The 23,440-nt window shown below is 43.3% G+C and carries 17 protein-coding genes; 9 read left to right on the top strand and 8 right to left on the bottom strand.

From position 1 onward, the window contains the following. The first annotated feature begins 59 nt into the window (after positions 1 to 59). The 4 genes from BIW53_RS17330 to BIW53_RS17315 all read left to right on the top strand — a co-directional run bounded on the left by BIW53_RS17330 (position 60) and on the right by BIW53_RS17315 (position 5,506). The gene (locus tag BIW53_RS17330; RefSeq protein ID WP_070993275.1) at positions 60 to 308 is read left to right on the top strand and encodes a DUF1289 domain-containing protein; all 249 of its coding nucleotides are present in this window, start codon (positions 60 to 62) and stop codon (positions 306 to 308) included. Positions 309 to 382: 74 nt separating this feature from the next. Then, the gene (locus BIW53_RS17325) at positions 383 to 589 is read left to right on the top strand and encodes a DUF3283 family protein (protein ID WP_070993274.1); all 207 of its coding nucleotides are present in this window, start codon (positions 383 to 385) and stop codon (positions 587 to 589) included. Between the two features lies 1 nt (position 590). Continuing rightward, on the top strand, positions 591 to 992 hold the full coding sequence (locus BIW53_RS17320; protein WP_070993273.1) for a GNAT family N-acetyltransferase: 402 nt from the start codon (positions 591 to 593) through the stop codon (positions 990 to 992). A gap of 98 nt (positions 993 to 1,090) precedes the next feature. Next, a complete protein-coding gene (locus BIW53_RS17315; protein WP_245699469.1) occupies positions 1,091 to 5,506 on the top strand; it encodes an EAL domain-containing protein in 4,416 nt (1,471 codons plus the stop codon). Between the two features lie 58 nt (positions 5,507 to 5,564). On the opposite strand, the gene BIW53_RS17310 is transcribed toward BIW53_RS17315, so the two are convergent. Both BIW53_RS17310 and BIW53_RS17305 read right to left on the bottom strand, forming a co-directional pair. Beyond that, on the bottom strand, positions 5,565 to 6,512 hold the full coding sequence (locus BIW53_RS17310) for an ion transporter (protein ID WP_070993272.1): 948 nt from the start codon (positions 6,510 to 6,512) through the stop codon (positions 5,565 to 5,567). Between the two features lie 2 nt (positions 6,513 to 6,514). Then, positions 6,515 to 9,184: a bifunctional acetate--CoA ligase family protein/GNAT family N-acetyltransferase gene (locus BIW53_RS17305; RefSeq protein ID WP_070993271.1), complete on the bottom strand. Its 2,670-nt coding sequence runs from the start codon at positions 9,182 to 9,184 to the stop codon at positions 6,515 to 6,517. Positions 9,185 to 9,439: 255 nt separating this feature from the next. On the opposite strand from BIW53_RS17305, the gene BIW53_RS17300 reads away from it, so the two are divergent. Then, entirely contained in the window at positions 9,440 to 10,111 is a 672-nt protein-coding gene (locus BIW53_RS17300) for an SIMPL domain-containing protein (RefSeq protein ID WP_415839073.1), read from the top strand. Here BIW53_RS17300 and BIW53_RS17295 read toward each other — a convergent pair. The 3 genes from BIW53_RS17295 to BIW53_RS17285 form a co-directional block, all read right to left on the bottom strand. Next, positions 10,096 to 10,860: a substrate-binding periplasmic protein gene (locus BIW53_RS17295; RefSeq protein WP_070993508.1), complete on the bottom strand. Its 765-nt coding sequence runs from the start codon at positions 10,858 to 10,860 to the stop codon at positions 10,096 to 10,098. The genes BIW53_RS17300 and BIW53_RS17295 overlap by 16 nt on opposite strands. A 138-nt stretch (positions 10,861 to 10,998) precedes the next feature. Continuing rightward, on the bottom strand, positions 10,999 to 11,505 hold the full coding sequence (locus BIW53_RS17290) for an NUDIX hydrolase (protein WP_070993269.1): 507 nt from the start codon (positions 11,503 to 11,505) through the stop codon (positions 10,999 to 11,001). 118 nt (positions 11,506 to 11,623) lie between these two features. Further along, on the bottom strand, positions 11,624 to 12,676 hold the full coding sequence (locus BIW53_RS17285) for an aldo/keto reductase (RefSeq protein ID WP_070993268.1): 1,053 nt from the start codon (positions 12,674 to 12,676) through the stop codon (positions 11,624 to 11,626). A 142-nt stretch (positions 12,677 to 12,818) separates the two neighbouring features. On the opposite strand from BIW53_RS17285, the gene dinB reads away from it, so the two are divergent. From dinB to BIW53_RS17270, 3 genes are all read left to right on the top strand, one after another. After that, positions 12,819 to 13,880, top strand: coding sequence for a DNA polymerase IV (dinB, locus tag BIW53_RS17280; RefSeq protein WP_070993507.1), 1,062 nt, complete (start codon positions 12,819 to 12,821; stop codon positions 13,878 to 13,880). A 73-nt stretch (positions 13,881 to 13,953) separates the two neighbouring features. Next, a complete protein-coding gene (locus BIW53_RS17275; protein WP_070993267.1) occupies positions 13,954 to 15,639 on the top strand; it encodes a carbon starvation CstA family protein in 1,686 nt (561 codons plus the stop codon). Positions 15,640 to 15,712: 73 nt separating this feature from the next. Next, entirely contained in the window at positions 15,713 to 17,245 is a 1,533-nt protein-coding gene (locus BIW53_RS17270) for a M17 family metallopeptidase (RefSeq protein WP_070993266.1), read from the top strand. A 42-nt stretch (positions 17,246 to 17,287) separates the two neighbouring features. On the opposite strand, the gene BIW53_RS17265 is transcribed toward BIW53_RS17270, so the two are convergent. Both BIW53_RS17265 and BIW53_RS17260 read right to left on the bottom strand, forming a co-directional pair. Further along, positions 17,288 to 19,498 carry a S9 family peptidase gene (locus BIW53_RS17265; RefSeq protein WP_070993265.1) on the bottom strand — a complete coding sequence of 737 codons (2,211 nt, stop codon included), beginning with the start codon at positions 19,496 to 19,498 and terminating at the stop codon, positions 17,288 to 17,290. 176 nt (positions 19,499 to 19,674) lie between these two features. Further along, entirely contained in the window at positions 19,675 to 21,360 is a 1,686-nt protein-coding gene (locus tag BIW53_RS17260) for a dipeptidyl-peptidase 3 family protein (RefSeq protein ID WP_070993264.1), read from the bottom strand. Positions 21,361 to 21,583: 223 nt separating this feature from the next. Between BIW53_RS17260 and BIW53_RS17255 the strand changes: the two genes are divergently transcribed. Further along, positions 21,584 to 22,423: an HDOD domain-containing protein gene (locus tag BIW53_RS17255; protein ID WP_070993263.1), complete on the top strand. Its 840-nt coding sequence runs from the start codon at positions 21,584 to 21,586 to the stop codon at positions 22,421 to 22,423. Positions 22,424 to 22,469: 46 nt separating this feature from the next. Here the strand turns inward: BIW53_RS17255 and rdgC are convergent, their stop codons facing one another. Next, positions 22,470 to 23,378 (bottom strand): recombination-associated protein RdgC, encoded by a 909-nt coding sequence (rdgC, locus tag BIW53_RS17250; RefSeq protein ID WP_070993262.1) that lies wholly within the window; start codon positions 23,376 to 23,378, stop codon positions 22,470 to 22,472. Positions 23,379 to 23,440: the final 62 nt, after the last annotated feature.

Here is a 23,440-nt window from a genome sequence, read left to right as displayed (position 1 = left end):
GTTTGCTATTTGTCCACCAAATCGCGTTATACTGAAAGTAATAAGGTGATGTGGACATTATGGAACAGATTGAAATTTTTGAGATCCCTAGCCCATGTAAGGGGATCTGCCAAGTCAATAACCGAGGTTACTGCAAGGGTTGTTATCGCAGTAGAGAGGAGCGGTTTGCCTGGAATAATTTCAGTGATGCACAAAAAAAAAGGGTTATTGCGCTATGTAAGCAGCGCTACAAACGTTACCTTGCTAGCAAAAAACATCAGGATGCGCAAAATTCGTCGCAAAATGACCAACAATCTCTAGATTTTTAATTGTTCCCTAAAGCGAGTTAGAGAAGCAAAACCTATGGTATACTCGCACTACTTTAATTTTGATTGTGATAGTTATGAGTTACAACCTTTGCAATTTGCCCAGACAAGAAAAATATCAAATCCAGTTGGATTATGAAGCCTCGTTTTGGGCGTACCAAATCAAACGTGGTAAAAATACCCGCGAATCTGTATATGAAACTATCAACAGCCGTCCAAGCTCGGAGCAGGCTACACTCAAACAGCGTTTTGAATATTACTTGAGCATCATGCTCGCAGGTTAAGATGCAAATTTCTTTACTTGACCCACTTGCAACACCTTTGATCAATAAGTTTTATCAACGTCACAAAGGGCGAGGGAGGGCAATAAAGCAAGATCAAAACTGGGTTGTCAAAGCTCCAGAAATCATAGCGGCATGTCGTGTCCAACACAAAGAAGGTGAGTTGTTTTTGTCATCTGTACTTGTATCTGAAGAGTACCGCAATCAAGGGGTTGCCTGTACATTACTTGCTCAGGTGATTGCGTATCAAAATAGCACGCTCTACACTTTTGCTTATCGTCATTTGCTCGGTTTTTATCAGCGACTGGGGTTTGTGGAGTGTACATTGCCTTTGAAATTGCAGCCATATTTTAACAGTTATGTTGCGCAAAAGCGTGATATTGTGGCAATGTGTTTGTCCAAGTAATGTAATCTATCGCTCTTATGCCAAACTTTTTCCAGCCCATAATTCTATTTCTCTCAGTCGTTTTACTTTGTTTTGCCAATTTAGGTGATGCGTCGCAAGTGAAACGTTTATCGCCAGCTGAGGGGTTGTCACAAAGTTACGTTAATACCTTAATGTTTGATAATAAAGGCTTTTTGTGGTTATCAACAGAGGGGGGGCTAAATCGCTATGACGGCTATCAAGTACTCAAGGTCAAAGGGCCGGGTGGCATTTTAGATGAAGCCATCATAGATAGAATTTATCAAGACCCTCAAGGCATAATTTGGATCACCTCTAGAGCATCGGGACTTTACTCCTACGACCCCGAAAAAGATATCTATCGTAAATATATGAATGGCCCACGAAACGAGCAAGAGTTTGTGCAGTTTGGGGTCAATGATATGTTGTCAAAGAGCGAACATGAGTTATGGCTTGCCCGTGGTGACAATGTATCGGTTTTGGACGAAAGAAGTGGTGAGATCACCATAGATATACAACTGCCGATAGACAAAGAGGGTGGCTTTGTTCGTGACTTAATGAGTGTAGGAGACTACCTGTTTATCGCCAGTTCAAAGGGGGCGTTTGTATATCACACCGTAAAACAAAAGTTACTGGCGATTGAGCATATAGAGTCTGCGCAACATGAGTTCCAAACTTACACCAAATCACTGGCCTTACTTGACTCAGAAACGCTGTTGATAGGTGCTGTACAGGGACTTTATCAGGTTGACATCACTCAACTTGAGGAAATGTTCGAATATCAGGATAACCGTTGGCAGTATGAAACACTGATGAATGACTTTAATATATGGAAAATATCGGTTAAGCCAGACTCCATCATGCTAGGGACTGATAAGGGGTTGATGTTTTTTGACAAGGATACGAAAAAACTGCGTCGCGATCAGCGTATAGCACAAAGTGCTTACAGTCTTACAGATACCAGTATTATTGACTTTGTTGAGGACCAACAGGGCTCGCTGTGGGTCGCCACTAAAATGGATGGGGCGATGTATTTGCCGAAAAGGAATGATGTATTCACCAATATAAATGCGCAGACTGTTCAAGGAGAAGGTTTTTCACACAGTAACGTGTGGGATTTGCAGGCTTTTAATGGTCATATCTGGGCGGCAACGCATGATGGATTAACAGCTTACGACCCCGAAACGGGTAAGGCTGTTTCTTATCTTAAGGGTTATCTCGGGGAAGCTGTGATGCCCGAGTTTTCTGTTCTACAGATTTATTTATATCATGATGAATTTTGGCTAGTTACCCATCGAGGATTGTTTATCTTCAATCCACTAAGCCACGAAGTCCGCCGTCCAGAAGTTATTGATGGCCCACATCAAAGCATTATGGAAGATTACGTTTTTGGGGTCACATTACTGCCAGATGGCGATATGTATCTGGTTCACCCTGAGGAAGGCTTTTTTCATTACAACATTGAACAAAAAACGATAGAAAAACTCTATGGCGACTTGAAAAATAAAGATCCGTTCTTGTCATTTGGGTTTCGAACGCCATTATCAGATAAGCCTGAGCAGCCATTGTTTTTCTATGGCGGTATATTGTATCGATATATACCTCAGACTCAGTCATTATCAAAAATTTATGAAACACCAAATGCCAATGAGCACTCACCGGATAATTTGCTTACGTACACTATAGATAAGAACAACATTTTGTGGCTAGCTATGTCCAATATGGGGCTAATAGGTTTGACGCTTGATGACTATGAAGTTGTGCATACTATAGATTTAAGAAAGTTGAAGCTCGACACCCCTATGTATGAAATGCGTCAGGATCAGGTGGGTGTTATTTGGATGTCATCTCATAAAGGAATATGGCGGTTGGACCCTGATAACCTTCATATGCAGCAGTTTGCAACTGACGATGGTTTATTCACCAATGAATTCAACTGGAATGCGTCAGAGCAACTTGAAGACGGCACCATCGTTTATGGTTCACTAAAAGGGTTCACTTGGTTTGACCCTGCCGTTGTAAGGCCTAAAAAACCATTATTATCTCGGGTGAACATCACTTCGGTAGAATTGATGTCGAGGAAATTGCAGCAAAATGGTCTTAAAGCGATTGATGAGTTGGTGCTCAACCATGATGACATCGGTTTAGAAGTCGCTTTCTCTGCCATGGTATTCAATTATCAAGACCGTGTTGTGTACGAATATCAGATATCAGGTGGTCAAAAGACTTTGACGCGTAGTAACAACCGTGTTGTGTTTCCAAAGCTTAATCCTGGTAACTATCAGCTGAAGGTGTGGGCAAAGGATCCATATACAGGGGACTATACAGAGCCTGCAAAATTAAATATTAAGGTGCGCTATCCGATGTGGCGTTCACCTTATGCATTGGCCGCCTATATTCTATTCGCTTTGTGTTCTTTTAGTTTGTGGATGTATCGGAAAAACAAAGTAGAACAAATGATCATCGCAGCACACAAAGAAACCCAAAACAGTGAAGCCAGACTTAAATTGGCTTTAGAAAGTAGTGGTTCTGGTGTATGGGATTGGCAACTTGATAACCATCTAATTTACCAGCCAAGGTTGACCACCGAGCTGGACTACCCTCATGACAATGTGACCCTAGATGAATACCTTAACATTATGCATCCTAACGACAGGGCACTGTTTCGAATTGAATGGCTGGAGTTTGTTTCGACTAACAAGGGAACTTTTAATTGCACCTATCGTTTAGCACATAAACAAGGGCATTGGCGTTGGTATAAAGATTACGGCAAGGTAATGGCTTGGCAAGAAGGGATCCCAGAGCGTGTTACTGGCACCTATACCAACTTAACCAGAGAGCGAATTTTCGAAGAGCGGGCTCGTTTGTTTGGCGCTGCTTTTGAACAGACACGCGATTGGGTGTTTATCTTAGATAAAAATTTGCGAATTCAAGCATGTAATACCGCACTGCAACAGGCATTCGATATTGAAGCCGAGCCTGATTCAAGTACTAAACTGAGTCTTGGTTTGAGCAGGCAAGTTAGGATGCGTTATTTGCGAGCTATGACACAACTTAAGCCGGGTGAGCATTATAGCTCTGAAGAACAGTTGACCCAGCCAGGCGGAGAGGTGTGTTACGTATTGATAAAAGTAAGTGCTGTTGCTGACGCCCATGGTGAATTAGCAAACTACGTTGTTGTCATGACAGATATATCGTCACAAAAGCGAACGGAGCAAGAACTTTATCAGCTAGCAAACTATGATGTGGTGACTCAGCTTCCTAATAAAGTATTGTTTATCGATAGAGTGCAACACGCGTTGTCACAGATGCAACAACAAAGCCCTGTCGTCATTGTTGCGTTGCGTTTTAGGCGCCTCAAACGTTATCAGGAATCATTGCCAGCAGAGCAGTATGCAAATGTTATGCGTCATTTAGTGAGCATTTTAAGGCAGTGCTTTAGAGAGCAAGATAGCATTGGAGTAGAAGCAGGTCAGGAGTTTTATGTTCTGCTGGAACAAGTAAGAGAAATATCTGAAGCAACGCGATGTATTAGTGAGCTTATTCAACGGTTTGAAAAGCCAATTAATGTTTCAGGATATGAGCTGTCACTTGATGTTTGTATTGGAGTTGCTTGTGGACCAGAAGACGGTAACGAAGCATTTGCCTTATGTCAAAACGCCAAACTGGCGCTCAGTCATGCGGTACAGCAAAGTGGCGCGGGGGTGTACTTCTTTAAACAAGAAATGAATCAACAGGTGCAGCGTACGTTCGTGTTAGAAAAAGACCTACGTCAGGCGTTAGATGATGGTGAGTTTTCTAACCTATATCAGCCAATAATTAATGGTACTAGCAAAACAATAGATGGTTTTGAGACTACAGTAAATTGGCCGAAAATTGTGGGTTGTGATGGTGATGGTGTCATTGCCAATGTTGCTCAAACAGGGCTATCCACTTTGATTACGTTGCAAACGCTTGAACGTGCACTTTTTGAATTAAAACAGTGGCATATTTATAACTCAGAATTGTACATTTCACTCAATTTATCAGCGCTAGACTTTCAAAGTACGCAGTTGGTAGAGCAGATAAAAGTTATTCTTCAACGTACTGGCATGCAGGGGAGATATGTCGCGTTTGAAATCACAGAGTCGGTAATGATGAGCGATATCCGTCATGTTATTGATGTGATGTACCAATTAAAAGCGCTAGGTTGTAGATTGTTTATGGATGATTTTGGTACGGGATATGCCTCTTTAACTTACCTTAAGCAATTCCCTGTCGACGTGTTAAAAATCGATCATAGTTTTGTCAGTGATATTGGTATTGATAATGAACATGAAGTGATAATTCATGCAAGTTTATCGCTGGCTCATAGTTTGGGAATGCAATGTATTGCTGATGGCATATCAACACAGGAGCAATTACGCTTCTTAAGAATGTTAGGCTGTGACCATTTTCAAGGTCCGCTATTTAGCGATGTTCAATCCGGTGAACAAATTGCTGCTTTACTGGAAAAAACCTGGCAACCAGTATTTTAATTTTCGTAGATGCAGGTGACTTGTCTACTCACTTGCATCAACGAGCAGTAAATTTAGTTTACAGTTTATTGCCACAGTGTTTGCAATACAACGCGTGAACACGTTGCGAGGTCATAATTTTGATGGCTTGATTGGCCTCGGCATGACTTAGACCCAGTTCGATGCGCAACATTTCAAGGTGTTCTTTTTCACTTGGGTCAATCTCACCGTCAATGAGGCTGTGCAACACTGCCTCATTAAATGCATCTCTGCGTTTTCTTAGTTGGTCGGCAAAACTTGACGCCAGTAAGCCCGTGGGTATAGCAACCATACCCATACTAAGCAACGTTATCACTCCACCAAAAAATCGACCGGCCGCGGTCACGGGAACCACATCACCGTATCCGACGGTAGTTAAGGTTGCCATCGCCCACCACATGGACTGTGGAATTGAGCCAAATTTATCGGGCTGTATATCATGTTCGAGTAAGTAGATACCGCATGAAGCCATGATCAATACCACAGACATGATAAAAAAAGCGGCCAACAAACTACTGCCTTCTTCTTTAAAAGCAGCAAGTAACAACTGCATTGCTCGAGAGTAGCGAGTGAGTTTAAAGATACGAAGTAATCTAATCACTCTGAGGAAGCGCAAATCAAATGTGATAAACACCATCAGCAAGGTGGGTAAGATAGCGAGTAAGTCTATGATTGCCAGCGGAGAAAAGAAGTATTTAATACGCTTTTTTAGATTACTAGATGATAGATTTTTGTATTCAATTTTGTCTACACTACACCAAAGGCGAAGCAAATACTCAATGGAGAATATTGCCACGGAGACCAATTCGAGCTCTAAAAAGAAGTCTTGATACTGCTTGGCTAAACTAGGAACTGACTCAAGTACGATAGCGATAACGTTGACCATGATTAGGGTGATCAAAAAGATATCCAAATAGCGTCCTGCTTTGTAGTAGCGCCCACTTCCTTCTAATAAAGCGGCTGTTTTTTCACGATAAGTAGTTAGCATAATTAATTTAGTATTAGTTGCATGTTGACGGTCCCTTCTTCAAAGTCACGGGAAATGGTGAAACCGAGTTTTCTGGATAACTCAATCATACCGCTGTTTTCGGGCAGGGTAATTCCGCTGAGTGTTTTTATCCCTTGTTTTGCTGCATAATCGATAATAGCACTCATAAGAATGCGACCTAACCCTAACCCTTTCGATTGCGAACGCACCACTACTGCAAACTCTGCGCTGCTGTTGTCTGGCTCTATCAGTATGCGTGACACGCCAAGCGTCCGGTAGCTACTTTTATAGGATTGGGTGACGATAAACGCCATTTCTCGGTCGTAATCTATTTGCGTCATTTTAGCTAGTTGCTCATGATTAAACTGTGGGAGCTCCCCAAAGAAGCGCCGGTATCTATCTTCTTTTGTCAGCGATTGATCAAACTCCTGATGTGCACGCTCATCTTCTGGTTTAATGGGTCTCAAAATGGCTGTTTCACCATTTTTTAAAGTCACGCCTTTAACCAGATCTTTTGGATAAGGTCTTATTACTAGCCGTTTTTTACCCGCCTTGGGCTGGTAGGGGGAGAGGGTGAGGTTGGCATCCAATACCAGAAATTGGCCTTTGCTTGCCAAGATCGGATTCAACTCAATACTATCAATGTCGCTCTGATCAATGATCAACTGTGAAATGCGCGTGAGTAAATCGCACAGCCTGTATTTGTCGACTTTGTCAGGTAGTGCTCGTTCTTTAAGTGCTCCTTTGTCATGGGCCGCAGCTATCAGGTACTTAGCGAGATTCATATTTAAAGGAGGAAATGCCACAGCCGCTTGAGAAAACTCTAACCCTGTACCAGCTTCGCCAAGTAAGATAACGGGGCCAAAATTTGGCTCTGTTTTAACCGCAATACGCAGTTCTTGCGCACCTGCTCTTGGTGCCATTTTTTGCAAAGAAAAGCCTTCAATAATGGCATCTGGATACGCCTTTTTTATCCTAAGTAGCATGGCAAATGCGGTTTGCTCAACTTCATGACTATCGTTCAAATTGAGTACCACGCCACCGACTTCGGATTTGGATGCGATAGAGGGGCTTATCAATTTGAGTGCTACGGGAAAACCAAGCTCAATAGCTTGTTCCTTCGCTTCAGTTGGGGTCATAGCCACGCGTGTATCTATACACTCAATATTGTATTGAGACAGTACTTGGCTTGCCTGATGCGTCGAGAGCCGCGAGTGTCCTTCTTTGAGCAGCATTTGAATAGTCTTTTTTGCTGCCTTACTATTAATTTGGCTATTATCACTGCCTGACTCGGGTGTTTGCGTCAGGTGCTTTTGATTTCGTCGATAACTAACCAAATGCATAAAGGCACCCACTGCGCCTTCGGGGGTGCGATAAGTAGGAATATCGTGGTCGGCACAAATGTCTCGAGCTGCATAGGCTGCACGTTCCCCCATAAAGTTCGTCATGACAAATGGTCGTGCCATTTTAGGGATTGTTTGTAACGTGCTGGCAATTATTCTTGCGTATTCTTCGCTTGGTGCCAGCGCAGAGGGGGTATGAATAATCAGTAAATTCTTAACCTCGGGAGCCTTGAGTAAAATCTCCAATGCTTTTTGATAACGCATTGGAGATGAGTCACCAAACAAGTCAATAGGATTGGTGGTCATATTGGATTGCGGGATCACTGCATTGAGAGCTGCGCGAGTTGCATCATCTAATTGTGTCAGCTTACCGGAGCGTTGCAACAGGGTATCTACTGCCATGATCCCCGGACCTCCGCCATTAGTGAGTATGGTGAGCTGTTCTACTTGTAGCAACTTAGGATGCAGAGCAAGGGTTTGTGTTGCCGCAAACAACTCTCTGAGATCACTCACTCTGAGCATACCGGCACGTTGGAACATCGCATCGTAGACGGAGTCGTCAGACGTTCGCCCACCTGTATGAATATATGCTGCCTCAGCACCTGCGTGGGTCTTGCCCGTTTTGATGACAATTACAGGTTTACTAAATGCTGCGGCTCTGGCGGCCGAAATGAATCGCCTCACATCGTCAATATTGTCGATATACAGTAAAATGGCTTTGGTTTTTGCATCACGACCAAGAAAATCAAGCAACTCATCAAAATCAATACCGAGGCAATCACCAACAGAGACAAAATAAGAAAAACCAATTTTCTTGCTTTGGGCCCAATCTAAAATGGTTGAGCAAACCGCGGCCGACTGTGAAATAAATGCCAATTTACCGGGGTCGGCAACGGTATGAGAAAAGCTGGCGTTAAGGCCGATATGGGGAACTAATAGACCCAGACAATTCGGACCAAGTAGTTGAATATTATGTTTTTGTGTTACATTTCTTAAAGCTACTTTTTGTGCGTTACTCAAACCTGCGGCGATGATGATGACGTTGTGACAGCCAATACTGCCAAGTTGCTCAATCAGCAGCTCTAAGGTGTTTTTGTTGGTACATATAACTGCTAACTCTGGGGTTTGTGGTAAGGCAGCAATGTTGGCATAAGCTAACACGCCATGGACTGCTTTATGCTTTGGGCTAACAGGCATAATAGGACCATTAAAACCACCCTGCAGAAGGTTTCTCATGACCACATAGCCTGCGCGTCCAGGAGTATTAGAAGCGCCAATGACAGCCACAGAGCGAGGGTTTAAGAATTGTCCTATTTGTTTTACGCTCATTTACCTTCCTGTTTTGAGTCTTCTCTACTGACATGACATCAGTGCTGGCCAAATTACACTGGTACATGAGTTGTTCAGGTGCCGAGTTTTAAAATAGTAATTTGGCTGATGAAAACAATGATTTATGTTATCACTGTAATCAGTTTTTGATGATTGATCGAGTCATATTCAACGAGACCTTGATCTAACAACTATATTTCGGAGTAACAAACCGTGAAAGAAGCATTTAGTAAACACTTGGGTGCTGCGGGTGTATTGGCTGTTGGCATAGTATTTAGTACTTGGCTTATTGCTCAGTCTTTACAGGATATTAAAGCAATGGAGCGTACCGTACAGGTAAAAGGATTAGCTGAGCAAGAGGTGACAGCTGATACGGTGATTTGGCCGGTATTTTATAAAGATGCTGACAACGATTTAGAAACGCTGGTGGCGAGGATAGAAGAAAAAGATGCTGCAATTCGAGCATTTTTAACTTTACACGGTTTTAATGAACAAGAGATGAGCTTAGCAACGCCTTCGATTGTAGATAAGTTTGCACAAGAGTATGGTCAGAATGAGCGGGGTTTTCGCTATATCGCTAAATCTGGTGTTACTGTTTTTAGTCACCACCCTGGTAAGGTAAAACAAGCGCTTGGAAAACTGAACACGCTTGCTAAACAAGGTGTTGCTATCACTCAAGATGATTACCAAAATCGTATTGAGTATATGTTTACCGGTTTGAATGATATTAAACCTCAAATGGTGCAGGAGGCGACCCAAAAGGCGCGTGAAGTGGCACTGAAGTTTGCTAAAGATTCCGATTCCAAGTTAGGTAAGATTAAGTCAGCACGTCAGGGGCAATTCAGCATCACCGACAGAGACAGTAATACACCGCAAATAAAGACGGTTCGGGTGGTAACTAGCGTCGAGTATTATTTGTCGGACTGAGGCGCTGATAAGTTCCAGCGAGCAAGAATTTGCTGATAAACACCACTTTGTTTAAGGTGGTGGAGCGAAGCCTTTAATTTTTGCACCGTTGTAGCGTCTAGCTGAGGGTTGGCGGCAAGCCACAGCTCGGAAGGAAAATTGGTCAGATGCAGCTTTTTGGCGACGAGCTTGGGATCTAAGCCGGTACTCACAATTTCTTTTTCTAAGGTGAGAGTATTGGTCAGTACCAAATCAATGCGCTTTTTGTATAGCATTTGCCAAAGCTGATGATAACGGCCCACCAATACCAGGTTTTCTTCCTCGTTAAACCCTTGTTCACGCAAGAAACGCTCACTGGAGTAGCCGCGGACGGTACTAACGCGAAATTGTTTGGCCTGTTGCAAGGTATCAAGGGTTATATCGCTATTGGCAAGGCTGACTAAGTAGGCATCAGCAAAGTAGGTTTGCGCAATCCACAAAAACTGCTTGCTACGTTGAGGTGTTTTAAGCAAAGACAACATTAATGAGTTGGGTTGGGTTTGTAACTCTTTGTAGGCACGAGCCATGGGGACAATTTCGAATTGTCCCTCAAGTTGCGCATGTGACAGCGTACTACGTGCTAAATCGACCAAAGCGCCTGATACCTCTCCTTGAGCATTTTTAAAGTGATAAGGCGGGAGATCTTCAGCATAAAGAGTGAGTGTTTGGGCGTGACAGCAAGTGGAGACAAAGAATATGAGCAGTGCGCAAAAAAGGGATTTTGTTGTCATGTCACCTCCGGTATTTTTGTACATTGCTGATAAAACCATCAAGCAATTACATCAATTGACCTAACACTTAACGTGATCAAGTGTAGTTGCCATACATCACTCAGAACCCGAATCCTCAGGAAACCATCACACAGAGTTTTACACAAGCTGTTCTTTTATTTGTTGCAATAAAAACAACTCACGCACCAAAGATTGACCTTGTTTTTCACTATTAGCAAGCGTTTTCTGATTATGTGAGATAGCTTCGTCGATATCCACCCAAACAGGTTTCATGCCATTGGCGTGTTCGTAGTCTTCCATTTGCGGTTGATTGAACTGACCACATATTTCGCAAACATAGCAATCAGAGATGATATGGATCGTATCATAATCCGGTTTGTGCCACGCACGGTATTCTTCATAACGACCAAACTCAGAGCAACTGAGCATATTTTCGGCTCCGGTTTCCTCACGTAGCTCCCTTAATAACGCTTGCTCTGCGCTCTCATGCTCATCTACACCACCGCCCGGTAGTGAGTAGTCATCATATCTTGCGGTATACAGTAAGAGAATTTTACGACCATCTAGCACAATAGCTCTGGTGGTATGGCGAGTAAAGCAAGTGCCGGGTAACGGCATAATCGTAGTTGGATTGAGGATATGCATGTCGCTCTTAGTCATATTCGGTTAATAGGCCCGATTATACGCGACTGGCCAACAAAACTTAATGCAAGTTAGATAAAACTCAGCCAACGGTCACTGGGCTGTTGACTGAGTTGTTGACTTAGAAGGGGGAAGGAAAGCGCTGTAATAACTCGCTAATTGCTGCTTGTTGGGCATCATCTAATTTAAAATCAAATGCTTGTAGGTTCTCTTTTAGTTGAGCCATAGTTGTAGCTCCTATGATGGTTGAAGTCACTCCATCTACTTGATTTACCCAAGCTAGTGCCATTTGTGCAGGGGTTACACCAAACTGTTGTGCGAGTTGTACATAAGCTTTAACGGCTTGATTGGCTTGTGGTGTATCTCTGAATAACCCATTTCGCTGTCCATACGTCCAGCGAGACCCTTCAGGTCTTGCACCATCAATGTATTTACCGGTCAATGAACCAGCTGCCAGTGGAGACCAAGGTAAGTAGGCAACATCTTCATGGATACAGTTTTCAATCAGATATGGCCAATCTTTGGTGTGCAACAAGTTAAACTCATTTTGAATGGAAACGGGTTTGGCGAGATTATGCTCAGAGGCTAAGCGCAGATATGTGTTAATCCCCCAAGTTGTGTCGTCAGACAATCCCCAATGGCGAATTTTACCGTTATCAATACAAGCTTGTAGGGCTTGTAGGATCTCTAGCATTTCACTGAGTTCTTGCTCACGCTCCACATCTGAAAACTTCACCATACCCGGCCAGTGGTTTGCGAAGTGTGGAGAGGTACGGTTTGGCCAATGAAGCTGATATAAATCAATGTAATCAGTACTTAAACGTTGAAGAGACGCATCCACTGCTTCGATAATAGTCTTTGCACTTATTGGTGCTCCATCTCTGATCCAGCGCATTCCACCACCTGCAATTTTGCTGGCTAGTACGATTTCCTGTCGCTTCTCTTGATGGCGGGCCAACCAATTACCTATTATTTTTTCTGTTTCACCATAGGTATCTGCTGACGGAGGCACAGCGTATAGCTCAGCGGTATCAATAAAGTTGATTCCATGGCTGAGTGCATAATTAATTTGCTCATCAGCGTCATGCTGATTGTTTTGTAGCCCCCAAGTCATACTGCCTAAACATACTCTTGAGACTTCGAGTGTGCTGCTACCTAGTCGACTAAATTGCATGTTAAATCCTTGTTGAAGTTTTATTTGGCAATACAAATGCCACGTCGCCATCAGTTTAGTGTATTAAAAGAGCGAGTAAAAGTTGCAACAGCGGTAAAATTATGAACATAATGAAACTGTATATAAATACAGTTGTTATATGATGCGTAAATTCATACATATTGATATGGATTGTTTCTATGCCGCAGTTGAGATGCGCGACAATCCTGAACTTGCAAATGTCCCTATTGCCATTGGTGGTAATAGCCATCGAGGGGTATTGTCAACAGCCAATTATCTAGCCCGCGAATACGGTGTTCGTTCCGCAATGTCTAATTATCAGGCTAAAAAGCTGTGTCCACAGTTAGTGATTGTGCCCGGTAGAATGGCGATTTACAAAGAAGTTTCAATGCAAATCAGAGCTATTTTCTCCCGATATACGACTTTGATAGAGCCTTTGTCATTAGATGAGGCGTATTTGGATGTTACTGATTGCCGAGCCTGCTCGGGGAGTGCCACTTTAATCGCACAGCAAATTCGGGCTGACATAGAGAGAGAAACGGGACTTACAGCGTCGGCTGGGATTGCCCCGATAAAGTTTCTAGCAAAAATTGCCAGTGACGAAAATAAGCCTAATGGACAGTTTGTGATCACGCCTGATATGGTGGATGATTTCATTGATACGCTGCCCCTGAAAAAAATCCCAGGAGTTGGTAAGGTCACGCAGCAAAAATTGTTGGCGCTAGGGTTACAATATGGATGTGACGTTAAAGCCAGCAGCGAAGAGTTTTTATACCAGCGGTTTGGTAAGTTTGGTTTGATACTGTGGCGTCGATGTCATGGTATTGATGAGCGAGAAGTAGAAACTCACCGAGTGAGGAAATCGGTTGGGGTAGAAACCACATTCAATGAAGATACCAGTGATATACAAGAGCTGACTCGGCGCTTGTCTGAGTCGCTGTTTCCTGAGCTGACCAGGCGAGCACAGCCCCATATAGTGCAAAGAGGCATGACCAAGCTGGGTGTTAAAGTAAAATTCTTCGACTTTCAAGTTGTTAGCAAAGAGTGTCAGCATGAAAGTTTAAACGTAGATATTTTATGTACGTTATTAACCGAGCTGTTGTCACGTTACCCGCATAAACCTGTGCGCTTGATAGGTATTAATATCTCTTTAGCGGATACTCAGTTAAGCCAACCTCAGTTAAAACTGTTCGATTCAGACTAAAAGGTAAGTGCATAACCTGATAACTGTGTTAATTTTTAGGGCTCAACAATAATAATACCTGCAGGAGCCTAAAATGCAGTCAATCATGATAGTACTGTTTGGGGTAGTCGGAATGTTATTTGGCTGGTTTGTGTATTCCAAATTCATTGCCGAAAAAATCTTTAAAATGGATGACAATTTTGTCACACCCGCGCATGAGTTAAATGATGGCGTTGACTATGTGCCAACCAACAAAGTGGTGCTATGGGGGCATCATTTCACATCTGTTGCGGGGGCCGCTCCTATCGTTGGGCCTGCCATTGCTGTGTACTGGGGCTGGGTACCGGCGGTACTTTGGGTTGTGCTTGGGACTATTTTCTTTGCCGGCGTTCATGACATGGGCGCGCTATGGGCAAGTGCTAGACACAAGGGTAAGTCCATGGGGGCTCTGTCAGAAACAGTCATTGGTAAACGTACGCGCGCATTGTTTATGATAGTGGTGTTTTTGGTACTATTGATGGTTAATGCCGTGTTTGGCGTAGTGATAGCCAACTCGTTTGTGGCTAACCCTAGCGCTGTTTTTCCTGCTTGGGCGGCGATCGCCGTCGCGTTGGTGATTGGTCAGTTGCTAAAGCGTCAAGTGCCATTGGTCCCTTTGTGTATCATAGGAGTCGTTATTCTTTACGCCACTATTTACATGGGATCGAGTATGCCGTTAGCGCTGCCATCAGAAATGTTTGGACTAACCGATAAAGCAAACTGGATTGTGATCTTATTTATTTATGCAGCGGTTGCTTCTTTATTACCTGTTTGGATGCTGCTCCAGCCTAGAGACTTTATTAACGGTATGCAGTTGCTGGTGGGGTTGATATTACTCTATGGTGCCGTGTTTGTGGTGATGCCTGATATCACCGCGCCCGCCTTTAATACGAAAATGGCAGCAGAAACACCCAGTATTATTCCATTGTTGTTTGTCACTATAGCCTGTGGTGCTGTTTCTGGTTTCCATGGCATAGTGTCATCAGGCACCAGTTCTAAGCAATTGAATAAAGAAACTGATGGTCGATTTGTTGGTTACTTAGGCGCCGTTGGTGAAGGCTCGTTGGCGCTGATCACTTTGGTTGCTGTGAGCGGCGTGATGTTAGCCATGTCGCCAGAGCAGTGGCATGAAATATATAGCCATTTAGGGGCTGGCAGTGTGGGAGCCTTTATTACGGGTGGCTCTAATCTGATCAGCAGTGGCTGGGGAATACCTACCGAAATAGCAGCAACCTTGCTGGCCGTTATGGTGGTGTTGTTTGCAGGAACAACCATGGACTCCGGTGTTCGGTTGCAGCGCTATATCATTCAAGAATGGGGGGATATATACCAGCTACAGGTTTTAAAAAATGGTGTTATGGCAACTCTGCTAGCGGTTGGTTGTTGCTTACTGCTTGCTTTTGGCGCAGGCGGAGCGTCAGGCAGTGGGGGGATGATCATTTGGCCTTTGTTTGGTTCGACTAACCAAATACTCGCCAGCCTAACCTTGTTAGTGATCTCGGTTTATCTGATAAAACTTGGTCGCCCTGCTAAATATACGTTGATCCCAATGAGCTTTGTACTGTTGATGGCATTTTTTGCAGGGCTCATAAAATTGCAGGAGTACTATCAGCAAGGTAATTGGTTGTTGGTGGTGCTGGATGTAATTGTGTTAGTGGTCAGTGTGCTGGTGATGCTTGAAGCATGGTCAGTGATTGCAAAGCATCGCAGTGGGCAAGTTAAAAGCGCACAGGCCCAGTAACCGACTTTACTGGTAAAGCATTATTAAATAACCCATAATCGGGCCCTTATTATCGTAACTAAGGGCCTTTTTTATGTCTTTTCCTCTGTCGTTACCATGTGATGATCTTCTCAATGAGCACTGTGATGCTGTCATTGTAATTGCTGCTGATGTGAATAACCTTCACGATGAACGTCTTAACAAAGCGCTTGCGCCATATCTGGCAGTAGACGCCAGAATTGCGAGCAAAGCCACATTGGTGCTAGCCGAAGAGCTTCCGGGCAAGCGCTTAATTGTATCGCCAACTGGGCCATTAAACCGAGATTATGACGATGTGCGACGCGTGTTTGATGCGGCTAAAGCTGCGATCAGTGAAGCAAAAGCCGCGGGTAGCCAAGCACCAACACTCGTGGTTTGTGGTATGCCACAAGATGCTCGTTATCAAAACGCTTTACAGGTTGCCTATTTAGGGGCTTGCCAAGCGCTATGGCAGCCTTTGGAAGCGCGTGAGTATCGTGGCCCAAGTATTGAGCCTGTCCGTCAAATCAGCCTTTTAGGAGCAACAGACGCGCAATGTAAGCAACTCAATGCGTTGGCTGCTGGTCAGTATGCCGCACGTGATTTATGTGGTACTGAGCCTGAGCGTATGGCACCACCAAGATTTGCAGACTACTGTGTTGAGTTGTTCAAAAATACCAGTGTTTCGGTTGAGGTAGTATCGGATATCGACACGATAGAGCAACAATACCCGATGTTAGGTACCGTGGCACGTGCATCTTACGCGGTAGAACGTCATCACCCTCGTGTGGTTAAGCTGGTTTATACACCAAACGATGAGGTTACTCGTACACTGATGTTTGTTGGTAAAGGCTTGGTGTATGACACAGGCGGTGCAGACTTAAAAGTCGGTGGCTTTATGGCAGGTATGAGCCGAGATAAAGGTGGGGCAGCGTCTGTTGCTGGCTTTATGAAAGCTGTTGCAGATTATCAGCCAAGTGGTGTAAAAGTGATTGCTTACCTTGCCGTGGTACGTAATTCGATTGGTTCGGATTGTTTTGTGCCAGATGAAATTATTACTTGTCGTGAAGGCTTGAAGGTACGTATCGGCAATACCGATGCTGAAGGGCGTTTGGCGATGGGCGATCTTTTGAGTGAAATGAAAGACATGGCGAAGAGTGAAGTCAATCCGACGCTTTTCACCGTCGCAACATTAACGGGACACGCAGCACGTGCTGTAGGACCTTACAGTGCTTACGTTGAAAATGGCCCTGCTCGCACAGCTCAGGTTTCTCGCCAGCTAGCTGATTTGGGTGATTTATGGGCCGATGGTGCTGAATTGTCACGTAGTCGTCGCGAGGACTATGATTTCGTTAAGCCTCGTACTTTGGCTGACGATGTGCTTTCGAGCAACAATGCGCCTTCTGCGGTTACAGCTCGTGGTCACCAGTTCCCAATGGCATTTTTAGCCATTGTGGGTGGCCTAGACAAGCACGGTTGTGATGCCCTGTTACCATTACCATATGTGCATATGGACATTGCTGGAAGTGGTGTAGAGGGTGGCGACTGGCAGCATGGTAAACCTACCGCTGCAACTGTGAGTAGTTTGTTTGCAAGATATTGCTTGTAATTTAAGTTGTTAAAAAGGGCACCGAATGTGCCCTTTTTTAGTTTAACGATGCATATTGAAGTGTCGATCAAAAAAGTTCGTGATCGTTTGATGTAAGTGGGTTTGCACTTTTTTACCTCTAAGGCTGTGTTTTGAACCTGGGTAAGTCATCATTTCAAATGGTTGCATGTTATCTTGCAACTGCTTAAATAGTTTTGTAGCGTGTGTAAATAGCACGTTGTCATCCGCCATACCATGATAGATCATCAATGGCCCTTGCAAACCATCCGCATAGTCAAATACCGCACTTTGTTTGTAGCCTTGCGCATTGTCTTTAGGGTGTCCAAGGTAGCGTTCAGTATAATGGGTGTCATACAATGTCCAATCTGTAACAGGGGCGCCTGATACGCCTGCTTGGAAATACTCAGGTGCTTTGAACATCGTCATCAGCGCCATATATCCGCCATAACTGTGACCATAGATCCCGATTCGTTGAGGGTCTACATAATCAAGAGTACGCAAAAACTCTACGCCACGAATTTGATCGGCAACCTCTACCACACCTAACTTTTTGTAAATAGGGTCTTCAAAGCGTTTGCCGCGATTATATGAGCCGCGGTTATCAAGTTGAAAAATCACATAACCTTGTTGCGCCATGTACTGAAAATAGAGGTTCTTGCTACGCCAATTATTAACCACACGTTGTGCATGAGGACCACCATATACATTGACTATTACAGGGTACTGTTTGCCTTTTTCTAACTTGGTAGGTTTAAACAAGCGATAGTGCAGTGTTTGTCCGTCTTCGGCAGCTAACGTACCATACTCGGGTTTTGCCAAGTCGTTCAAATATGGGGTAAGTGGGTGCTGTTCATTAAGCTCATTTTGTTCCAACCACGTTACAAACTCACCATTGACTTTACGCAGTGCTACCGAATTAGGCTGGTTGACCGCAGAGCTATTGTCGATAAAGGTTTTGGCATCTTTTGCTAATACTACATTGTGGTAGGTTCCCAAGCTTGTGATGCGGGTGATGGGGGCTTTTTCAAAAACTGATGTGCTGTATAGGTGACTTTCAAGTACCGTATCTTTGCGGGCTGCAAAGTACACTTTGCCAGCTTTTTCATCGACACCTTTGAGTGAGTCTACAACCCAATCCCCTTGAGTGATTTGGCGCACTAGTTGGCCGTCATTGCGGTATAAATATAAATGCTTGAACCCATCGCGCTCAGAGGCCCAAATAAAGTGTTTATTGTCTTTCAAAAAATGCAGGTCAAAGTGCAGGTTTATCCAAGTATCACTTTGTTCAGTTAAAGCAACGCGTTGCTGTTTTTTTTCAGTGTCATAGAAACGCAGTTCAAGCTGTTGTTGAGCACGATTTTGCCACTGATAAGACAATGTCTTACTGTCATTAAGCCATTTTGCCCGAGCAATATAAATATCTTTATCTTTATCTTTACCTAAGTCAACCCAGTCTATCTGCTGGTTATTAACCGATACTACCCCTAATTCAATGCTCACATTCTCGGTACCTGTGAATGGATAGCGCTGATTAAATAGTTTGACTTCATCGGCATATATTTCATTACGAATGGCTTCTTGCACTGGGCTTTCATCGATACGAGTGAAGGCGATTTTTGATTCATCTTTGGCCCACCAATATCCGGTCATGCGGCTCATTTCTTCTTGAGCGACAAACTCCGCCATGCCATTTTTGATTACACCACCGCCATCTTTACTCAGGGCTATTTCTTTGCCTGTTTTAAGCTCCAGCGCATAAAGGTTTTGCTCACGAATGAATGATACATAATTGCCTTTGGGTGAGAATTTGGCATCTGTCTCAAAAGCCTCGGTATCGGTGAGTTTTCGGCTTTTACCTGTATCGAGTTGATAGTAGTATAAATCACCATTGAGCGGGAAGAGTAGGGCTTTACCATCATCAGACCAGGTATACTCTAATATTCCACGGCCAAAAATACGCTGTCGCTCACGGCGCGCTTTCTCTTCATCTGAGAGTGTTTCAGGACCAGAGAATAAGGCTTCTGAATCAACCAAAAGGCGGTTTTTGTTGTCCTTAAGATTGTACTCCCATAAATCGTAGCGATTGTAATCTTGCTGTTTACCTTGCAGGTATGTGACGCGACTACCGTCAGGAGAAAACTTAAGTTTTACGGGTGCTTTGCCCGCAAGGCCTGGGTCATCAAAAATACGCTCAAGAGTAAGCGGCTGAGCTGCTGCATTGGCGGCTAGCGCCAAAGATAAACCACATGCCATGGAAGAAAATGTAACTCGCACAGTGCACCTTAATTATCAATAAAAGTGACGTGATGGTAGCGACAACCTTGGCGGATGACAATTAATTGGGATGGAGTACCGGGTGTTAGCGCCCAGTGGAAGAGTATAAATAACAAAGGCGCCCTGAGGCGCCTGTAATCTATGGCAATGACAGCTTATAGACCAAGTACTGATTTACCTTGTTTAAAGGTTACATCTACAGGGATATTTGCTTGTGCTAGCTTTTCTAAATCGGCTTTAAGCTCTGCTTTAATATCACCATGTGTGGCAATCAACTGGTCAACTTTTTGATAATCACCATCGCCTTGTAAGGTCAGGATCAAATTAGAAAGATTCTTCATTGCGGTTGCCATTTTATCCATGTTTACTTTATATAAGCCCTGCTCATTTTTAGAAAATGCGCCTTGTTCTTTAAAGAAATTGAAACGGATCATGTTGGCTTTACCGTGTGCGCTTGAGGCTCCAAAACGTACTGAGCGGAAGATACCCGCCATAAAGGTTATGTAGTAATCTTCAATCGTGCCTTCAGTTATCTCGCCTTTATTCAACAACTGCTCAACCATGTAAAGACCAAGAATATCGGCTTTACCTTCTTCAATGGCACTGGCGTGTTCTTGTAGCGATTGACGAACTGTGCCTTTGCCCGTAATGGTGTTTTTAATACCTAGCCCGTGAGCAACTTCATGGAACATTGTATTGGCAAAAAAAGCATCGAAGGTGATGTGCTTACGCTGTTCTGGCACGATTAACTGATCGGCAATCGGTAGCAAGATCTTATCAAACTTAGCACGCATGGCGTTTTTAAGTTGTAAACGACGCGTTCCCTTTTCAAGTTGTACTTGCTCATCGTTTGGCAGGTTAATCGCTATTGTTTTGCTACCTGCGTTTGAGTGTCCTGCATAATAAATGACATCGTATGCGTTCAAGTCAGCATCTGACCCAGGTACTTCTTGTTTGTACTTTTCATCAACAGGCAAACCAGTTTGCAGCTCAGGTAAAAATGCTGCAAATTTTGCTAAGCGCTCACTCCAAGCCAAGTCTTTCACGAGTACATAAGACTCAAACCCAGCTCTGTAGCCAAACAGTTGATCTTCATAGGTTTCAATTGGACCGATGACAACATCAATGGGATTATTTTTCATATCCATCCAAGCGAAATCAGACGTTTGATAGCTGTTATTAAGTAGTGCGTCAGCACGTAATTTTAGGTAGTTTGCAAATTCTTTATCATCAGCAAGCGTACTGGCTTCTAGTAGTAGTTTAGCTGCTTGCTTGAGCTCTTCACCATAAATTTCAGAGTAAGCTATGCTATACAGTTTCCCTTGTTTATCGCGCTTAATGATGGAATACAGACCCTTTTTATCTTTAATGTCTGAGGCATTTAGTTCTTCTTTGCTCATATCATGAGGGTAGAATTCAGCACCGGGGGATTTTTCTTCAAAACCGCTGAGAAATACTTTGTCACCATCTAGTCTATCCCATGGGCCGTAGTTGATGTCGGCGAAGGTACGCACTTTTTCATCGTTGATACGACTTAGAAAGGTCTCTTTATCCATGCCAAAGCTTTGCTTCCAAAATAGGTCATCCATCAGCTTAGAGGCATCAATCAATTTAGCGATCATTTGTTTTTGGTTGTCGCTCAGGTGAGATAAATCGGTGTTAAGCGTTACTTGTGTGTAAATGTCTAAACGCGATGGTTCGATGTTAACGAGTTCGTAGCCTGGTGCTTGCGATTGTTGTGTGTTTGCTGCAGTCGATGTGTTAGTTGCTGGGTCTGAACATGCGCCCAGTGCCAAGGTGCTGGCAATAATCAGTGCCTGACTAATTTTTGAAAGTCTCATGCTGCTCTCTTTTTGTTATTGGAAATAAAACTTGAGCGACTACTTTACATGATCCAGAGTAATTATGCCTAACTGCTGCGATGCATTTTTGTAAAATTGTCCCAATACCAATCGCAGCGAATATTTTTATACAGATTTCTTAACTTTATAAAGATGTTCGACGATACTAAAGGCTAAAACACGGGCGTTTTAGCGCTACTTAATCAGTTTTGGAATTAAGCTCATGTCAACAGAGAATGCCTTACTCACCATCCTTATAGATAGGATCAATAGTGACACCTTAGTGTTGCCTACTTTGCCGGATGCTGCCGTGCGTGTGCGTAAAGCCGCAGATGACCCAGACGTTAACTTAATACAAATGGCGGATGTGATCTCCCATGACCCTGCCTTAACTGCGCGGATGATCAAAGTAGCAAACAGTGCCTTTTTGGGTCGTTCTGTGAAAGTGAATACACTCAATCAGGCGGTGACCCGTATTGGGTTGAGGCAAATCAAAAATATTGCTACGGCCATGGCGATGGAGCAACTGTTTGTATCCAATAATAAGTTGATCAAAACCTATATGGATAAAGCGTGGCAAAAGACGCTCAAAGTGGCCTGTCAAGCCATCACAACAATGGATTTCTACCTTAAGGCGCATAAACATACATCTCTAAATCGAGATACCATTACGTTGGCTTCGTTGGTATTTAACATCGGGGTTCTTCCCATTTTGACGGAAGCAGAAAGGCACCCAGAAGTATTCGCAAACCCAAGCTTTTTAGCACATGCCATTCAAAAACTAGCGGGTAGAATTGGCGGTGCAATTATGCGTGAATGGGGCTTTTCTGAGGAGTTTATTGATGCGGCGGAAAACTGGTCCAATCCAAACTATAAACCACAACATGATTGCTATGTTGATTTCATTCGAGTAGGCGCTATTTTAGAGGGGATTTTACAGGTTTCAGATAAAACGGCCTCGCTACAAGTGTATGCGAATAAAGGCATTATTGAATCAGTAGAAATGTTCACCAGTGATGAGTATATTGATGCACTGGAAGATGTACGAACTATGTTTTCTTAGCGAAAAGATGAGGCAATAAATGCGGTGCGCTTATTGCCTCAATCAGTTACATATCCGAGTTGTCACCAAGGCTTTGGGTCAATTCTTCGAGTAATTCTTTTATCTCTTCACTGACTAGAATAAAGTCAGCGTCAAGCTTCACGGCCATATCCTCTTTAGGGATATCCGCATTTTGTTCTTTTAGTGCATCAGCATAGCTTAAGCGTTTAATTGAACCATCGTTTTGTAAGATAAACTTCACGCGTTCACGCCAATCAAAAGCGAGCTTAGTAACGCGTTTACCATTTTCTAGATGACTTTTGATTTCGTCAGAAGATAAGTCATGTTGTTTTAACTTAACCTGAGCACCATTATCATCGGGCTCTTGTAACTCAGCGTCTGTGCCAATTGCAAAGCCTTCTGGAGTTTCAAATTTAGTTAACCAATCTGTCAAAAAGACGTCTAAATCGTAATTCGCAAATGCAGGCACGACAGGCAGTGTACCCAATGATTTCCTAAGCAGTGCGAGCAATTCTTCAGCTTTATTAAAGCTGGCGCTGTTTACCACAACCCAACCATTTTTTTGATCGATAAAAGCAAATTGTAGACTCGATTTTTTAAAGGCTTGGGGCAGTAAAGCACTCAGAATGTTTTCTTTTAATTCGTCTTTTTCTTTTTTCTTTACTGGGCGGTTTTCTTCACGCTCTATGAGCTCAACCTTTTCAGCAACCATGTCGTTTATCACTGAAGCAGGAAGTACTTTTTCTTCTCGCTTTGCACATAACAAAATACTGTCTTGTGAAAAATGTGACAAGCTATTGCCATGTTTTCCAAACGCCTTGGTCCAACCAAATGTGCTCATATCTTGGCTACCACAGGGTCTAAATACGTCTTGCTCTAGCGCCTTTTCAAACTCTTCTTGATTGTATGAAACATCTTGTTTAAAACGATAACAGATCAGGTTACTAAACCACATATATTGAGTATCCGTGCTTAAAAATAGGCGCTCATGATAGCAAGAATTTTATAGTAAAGGGG

The sequence above is a fragment of the Pseudoalteromonas byunsanensis genome (assembly GCF_001854475.1).
Lineage (GTDB): Bacteria > Pseudomonadota > Gammaproteobacteria > Enterobacterales > Alteromonadaceae > Pseudoalteromonas > Pseudoalteromonas byunsanensis.
Note: the sequence above shows the minus strand (reverse complement) of the source record. Positions and strands in the feature narration are given on the sequence as shown.

What these genes read in the sequence shown, in the direction of transcription:
- BIW53_RS17330 (WP_070993275.1), top strand. Translation starts at nt 60, where the DNA reads ATGGAACAGATTGAAATTTTTGAGATCCCTAGCCCATGTAAGGGGATC.
- BIW53_RS17325 (WP_070993274.1), top strand. Translation starts at nt 383, where the DNA reads ATGAGTTACAACCTTTGCAATTTGCCCAGACAAGAAAAATATCAAATC.
- BIW53_RS17320 (WP_070993273.1), top strand. Translation starts at nt 591, where the DNA reads ATGCAAATTTCTTTACTTGACCCACTTGCAACACCTTTGATCAATAAG.
- BIW53_RS17310 (WP_070993272.1), bottom strand. Translation starts at nt 6,512, where the DNA reads ATGCTAACTACTTATCGTGAAAAAACAGCCGCTTTATTAGAAGGAAGT.
- BIW53_RS17305 (WP_070993271.1), bottom strand. Translation starts at nt 9,184, where the DNA reads ATGAGCGTAAAACAAATAGGACAATTCTTAAACCCTCGCTCTGTGGCT.
- BIW53_RS17295 (WP_070993508.1), bottom strand. Translation starts at nt 10,860, where the DNA reads ATGACAACAAAATCCCTTTTTTGCGCACTGCTCATATTCTTTGTCTCC.
- BIW53_RS17290 (WP_070993269.1), bottom strand. Translation starts at nt 11,505, where the DNA reads ATGCATATCCTCAATCCAACTACGATTATGCCGTTACCCGGCACTTGC.
- BIW53_RS17285 (WP_070993268.1), bottom strand. Translation starts at nt 12,676, where the DNA reads ATGCAATTTAGTCGACTAGGTAGCAGCACACTCGAAGTCTCAAGAGTA.
- dinB (WP_070993507.1), top strand. Translation starts at nt 12,819, where the DNA reads ATGCGTAAATTCATACATATTGATATGGATTGTTTCTATGCCGCAGTT.
- BIW53_RS17275 (WP_070993267.1), top strand. Translation starts at nt 13,954, where the DNA reads ATGCAGTCAATCATGATAGTACTGTTTGGGGTAGTCGGAATGTTATTT.
- BIW53_RS17270 (WP_070993266.1), top strand. Translation starts at nt 15,713, where the DNA reads ATGTCTTTTCCTCTGTCGTTACCATGTGATGATCTTCTCAATGAGCAC.
- BIW53_RS17265 (WP_070993265.1), bottom strand. Translation starts at nt 19,498, where the DNA reads ATGGCATGTGGTTTATCTTTGGCGCTAGCCGCCAATGCAGCAGCTCAG.
- BIW53_RS17260 (WP_070993264.1), bottom strand. Translation starts at nt 21,360, where the DNA reads ATGAGACTTTCAAAAATTAGTCAGGCACTGATTATTGCCAGCACCTTG.
- BIW53_RS17255 (WP_070993263.1), top strand. Translation starts at nt 21,584, where the DNA reads ATGTCAACAGAGAATGCCTTACTCACCATCCTTATAGATAGGATCAAT.
- rdgC (WP_070993262.1), bottom strand. Translation starts at nt 23,378, where the DNA reads ATGTGGTTTAGTAACCTGATCTGTTATCGTTTTAAACAAGATGTTTCA.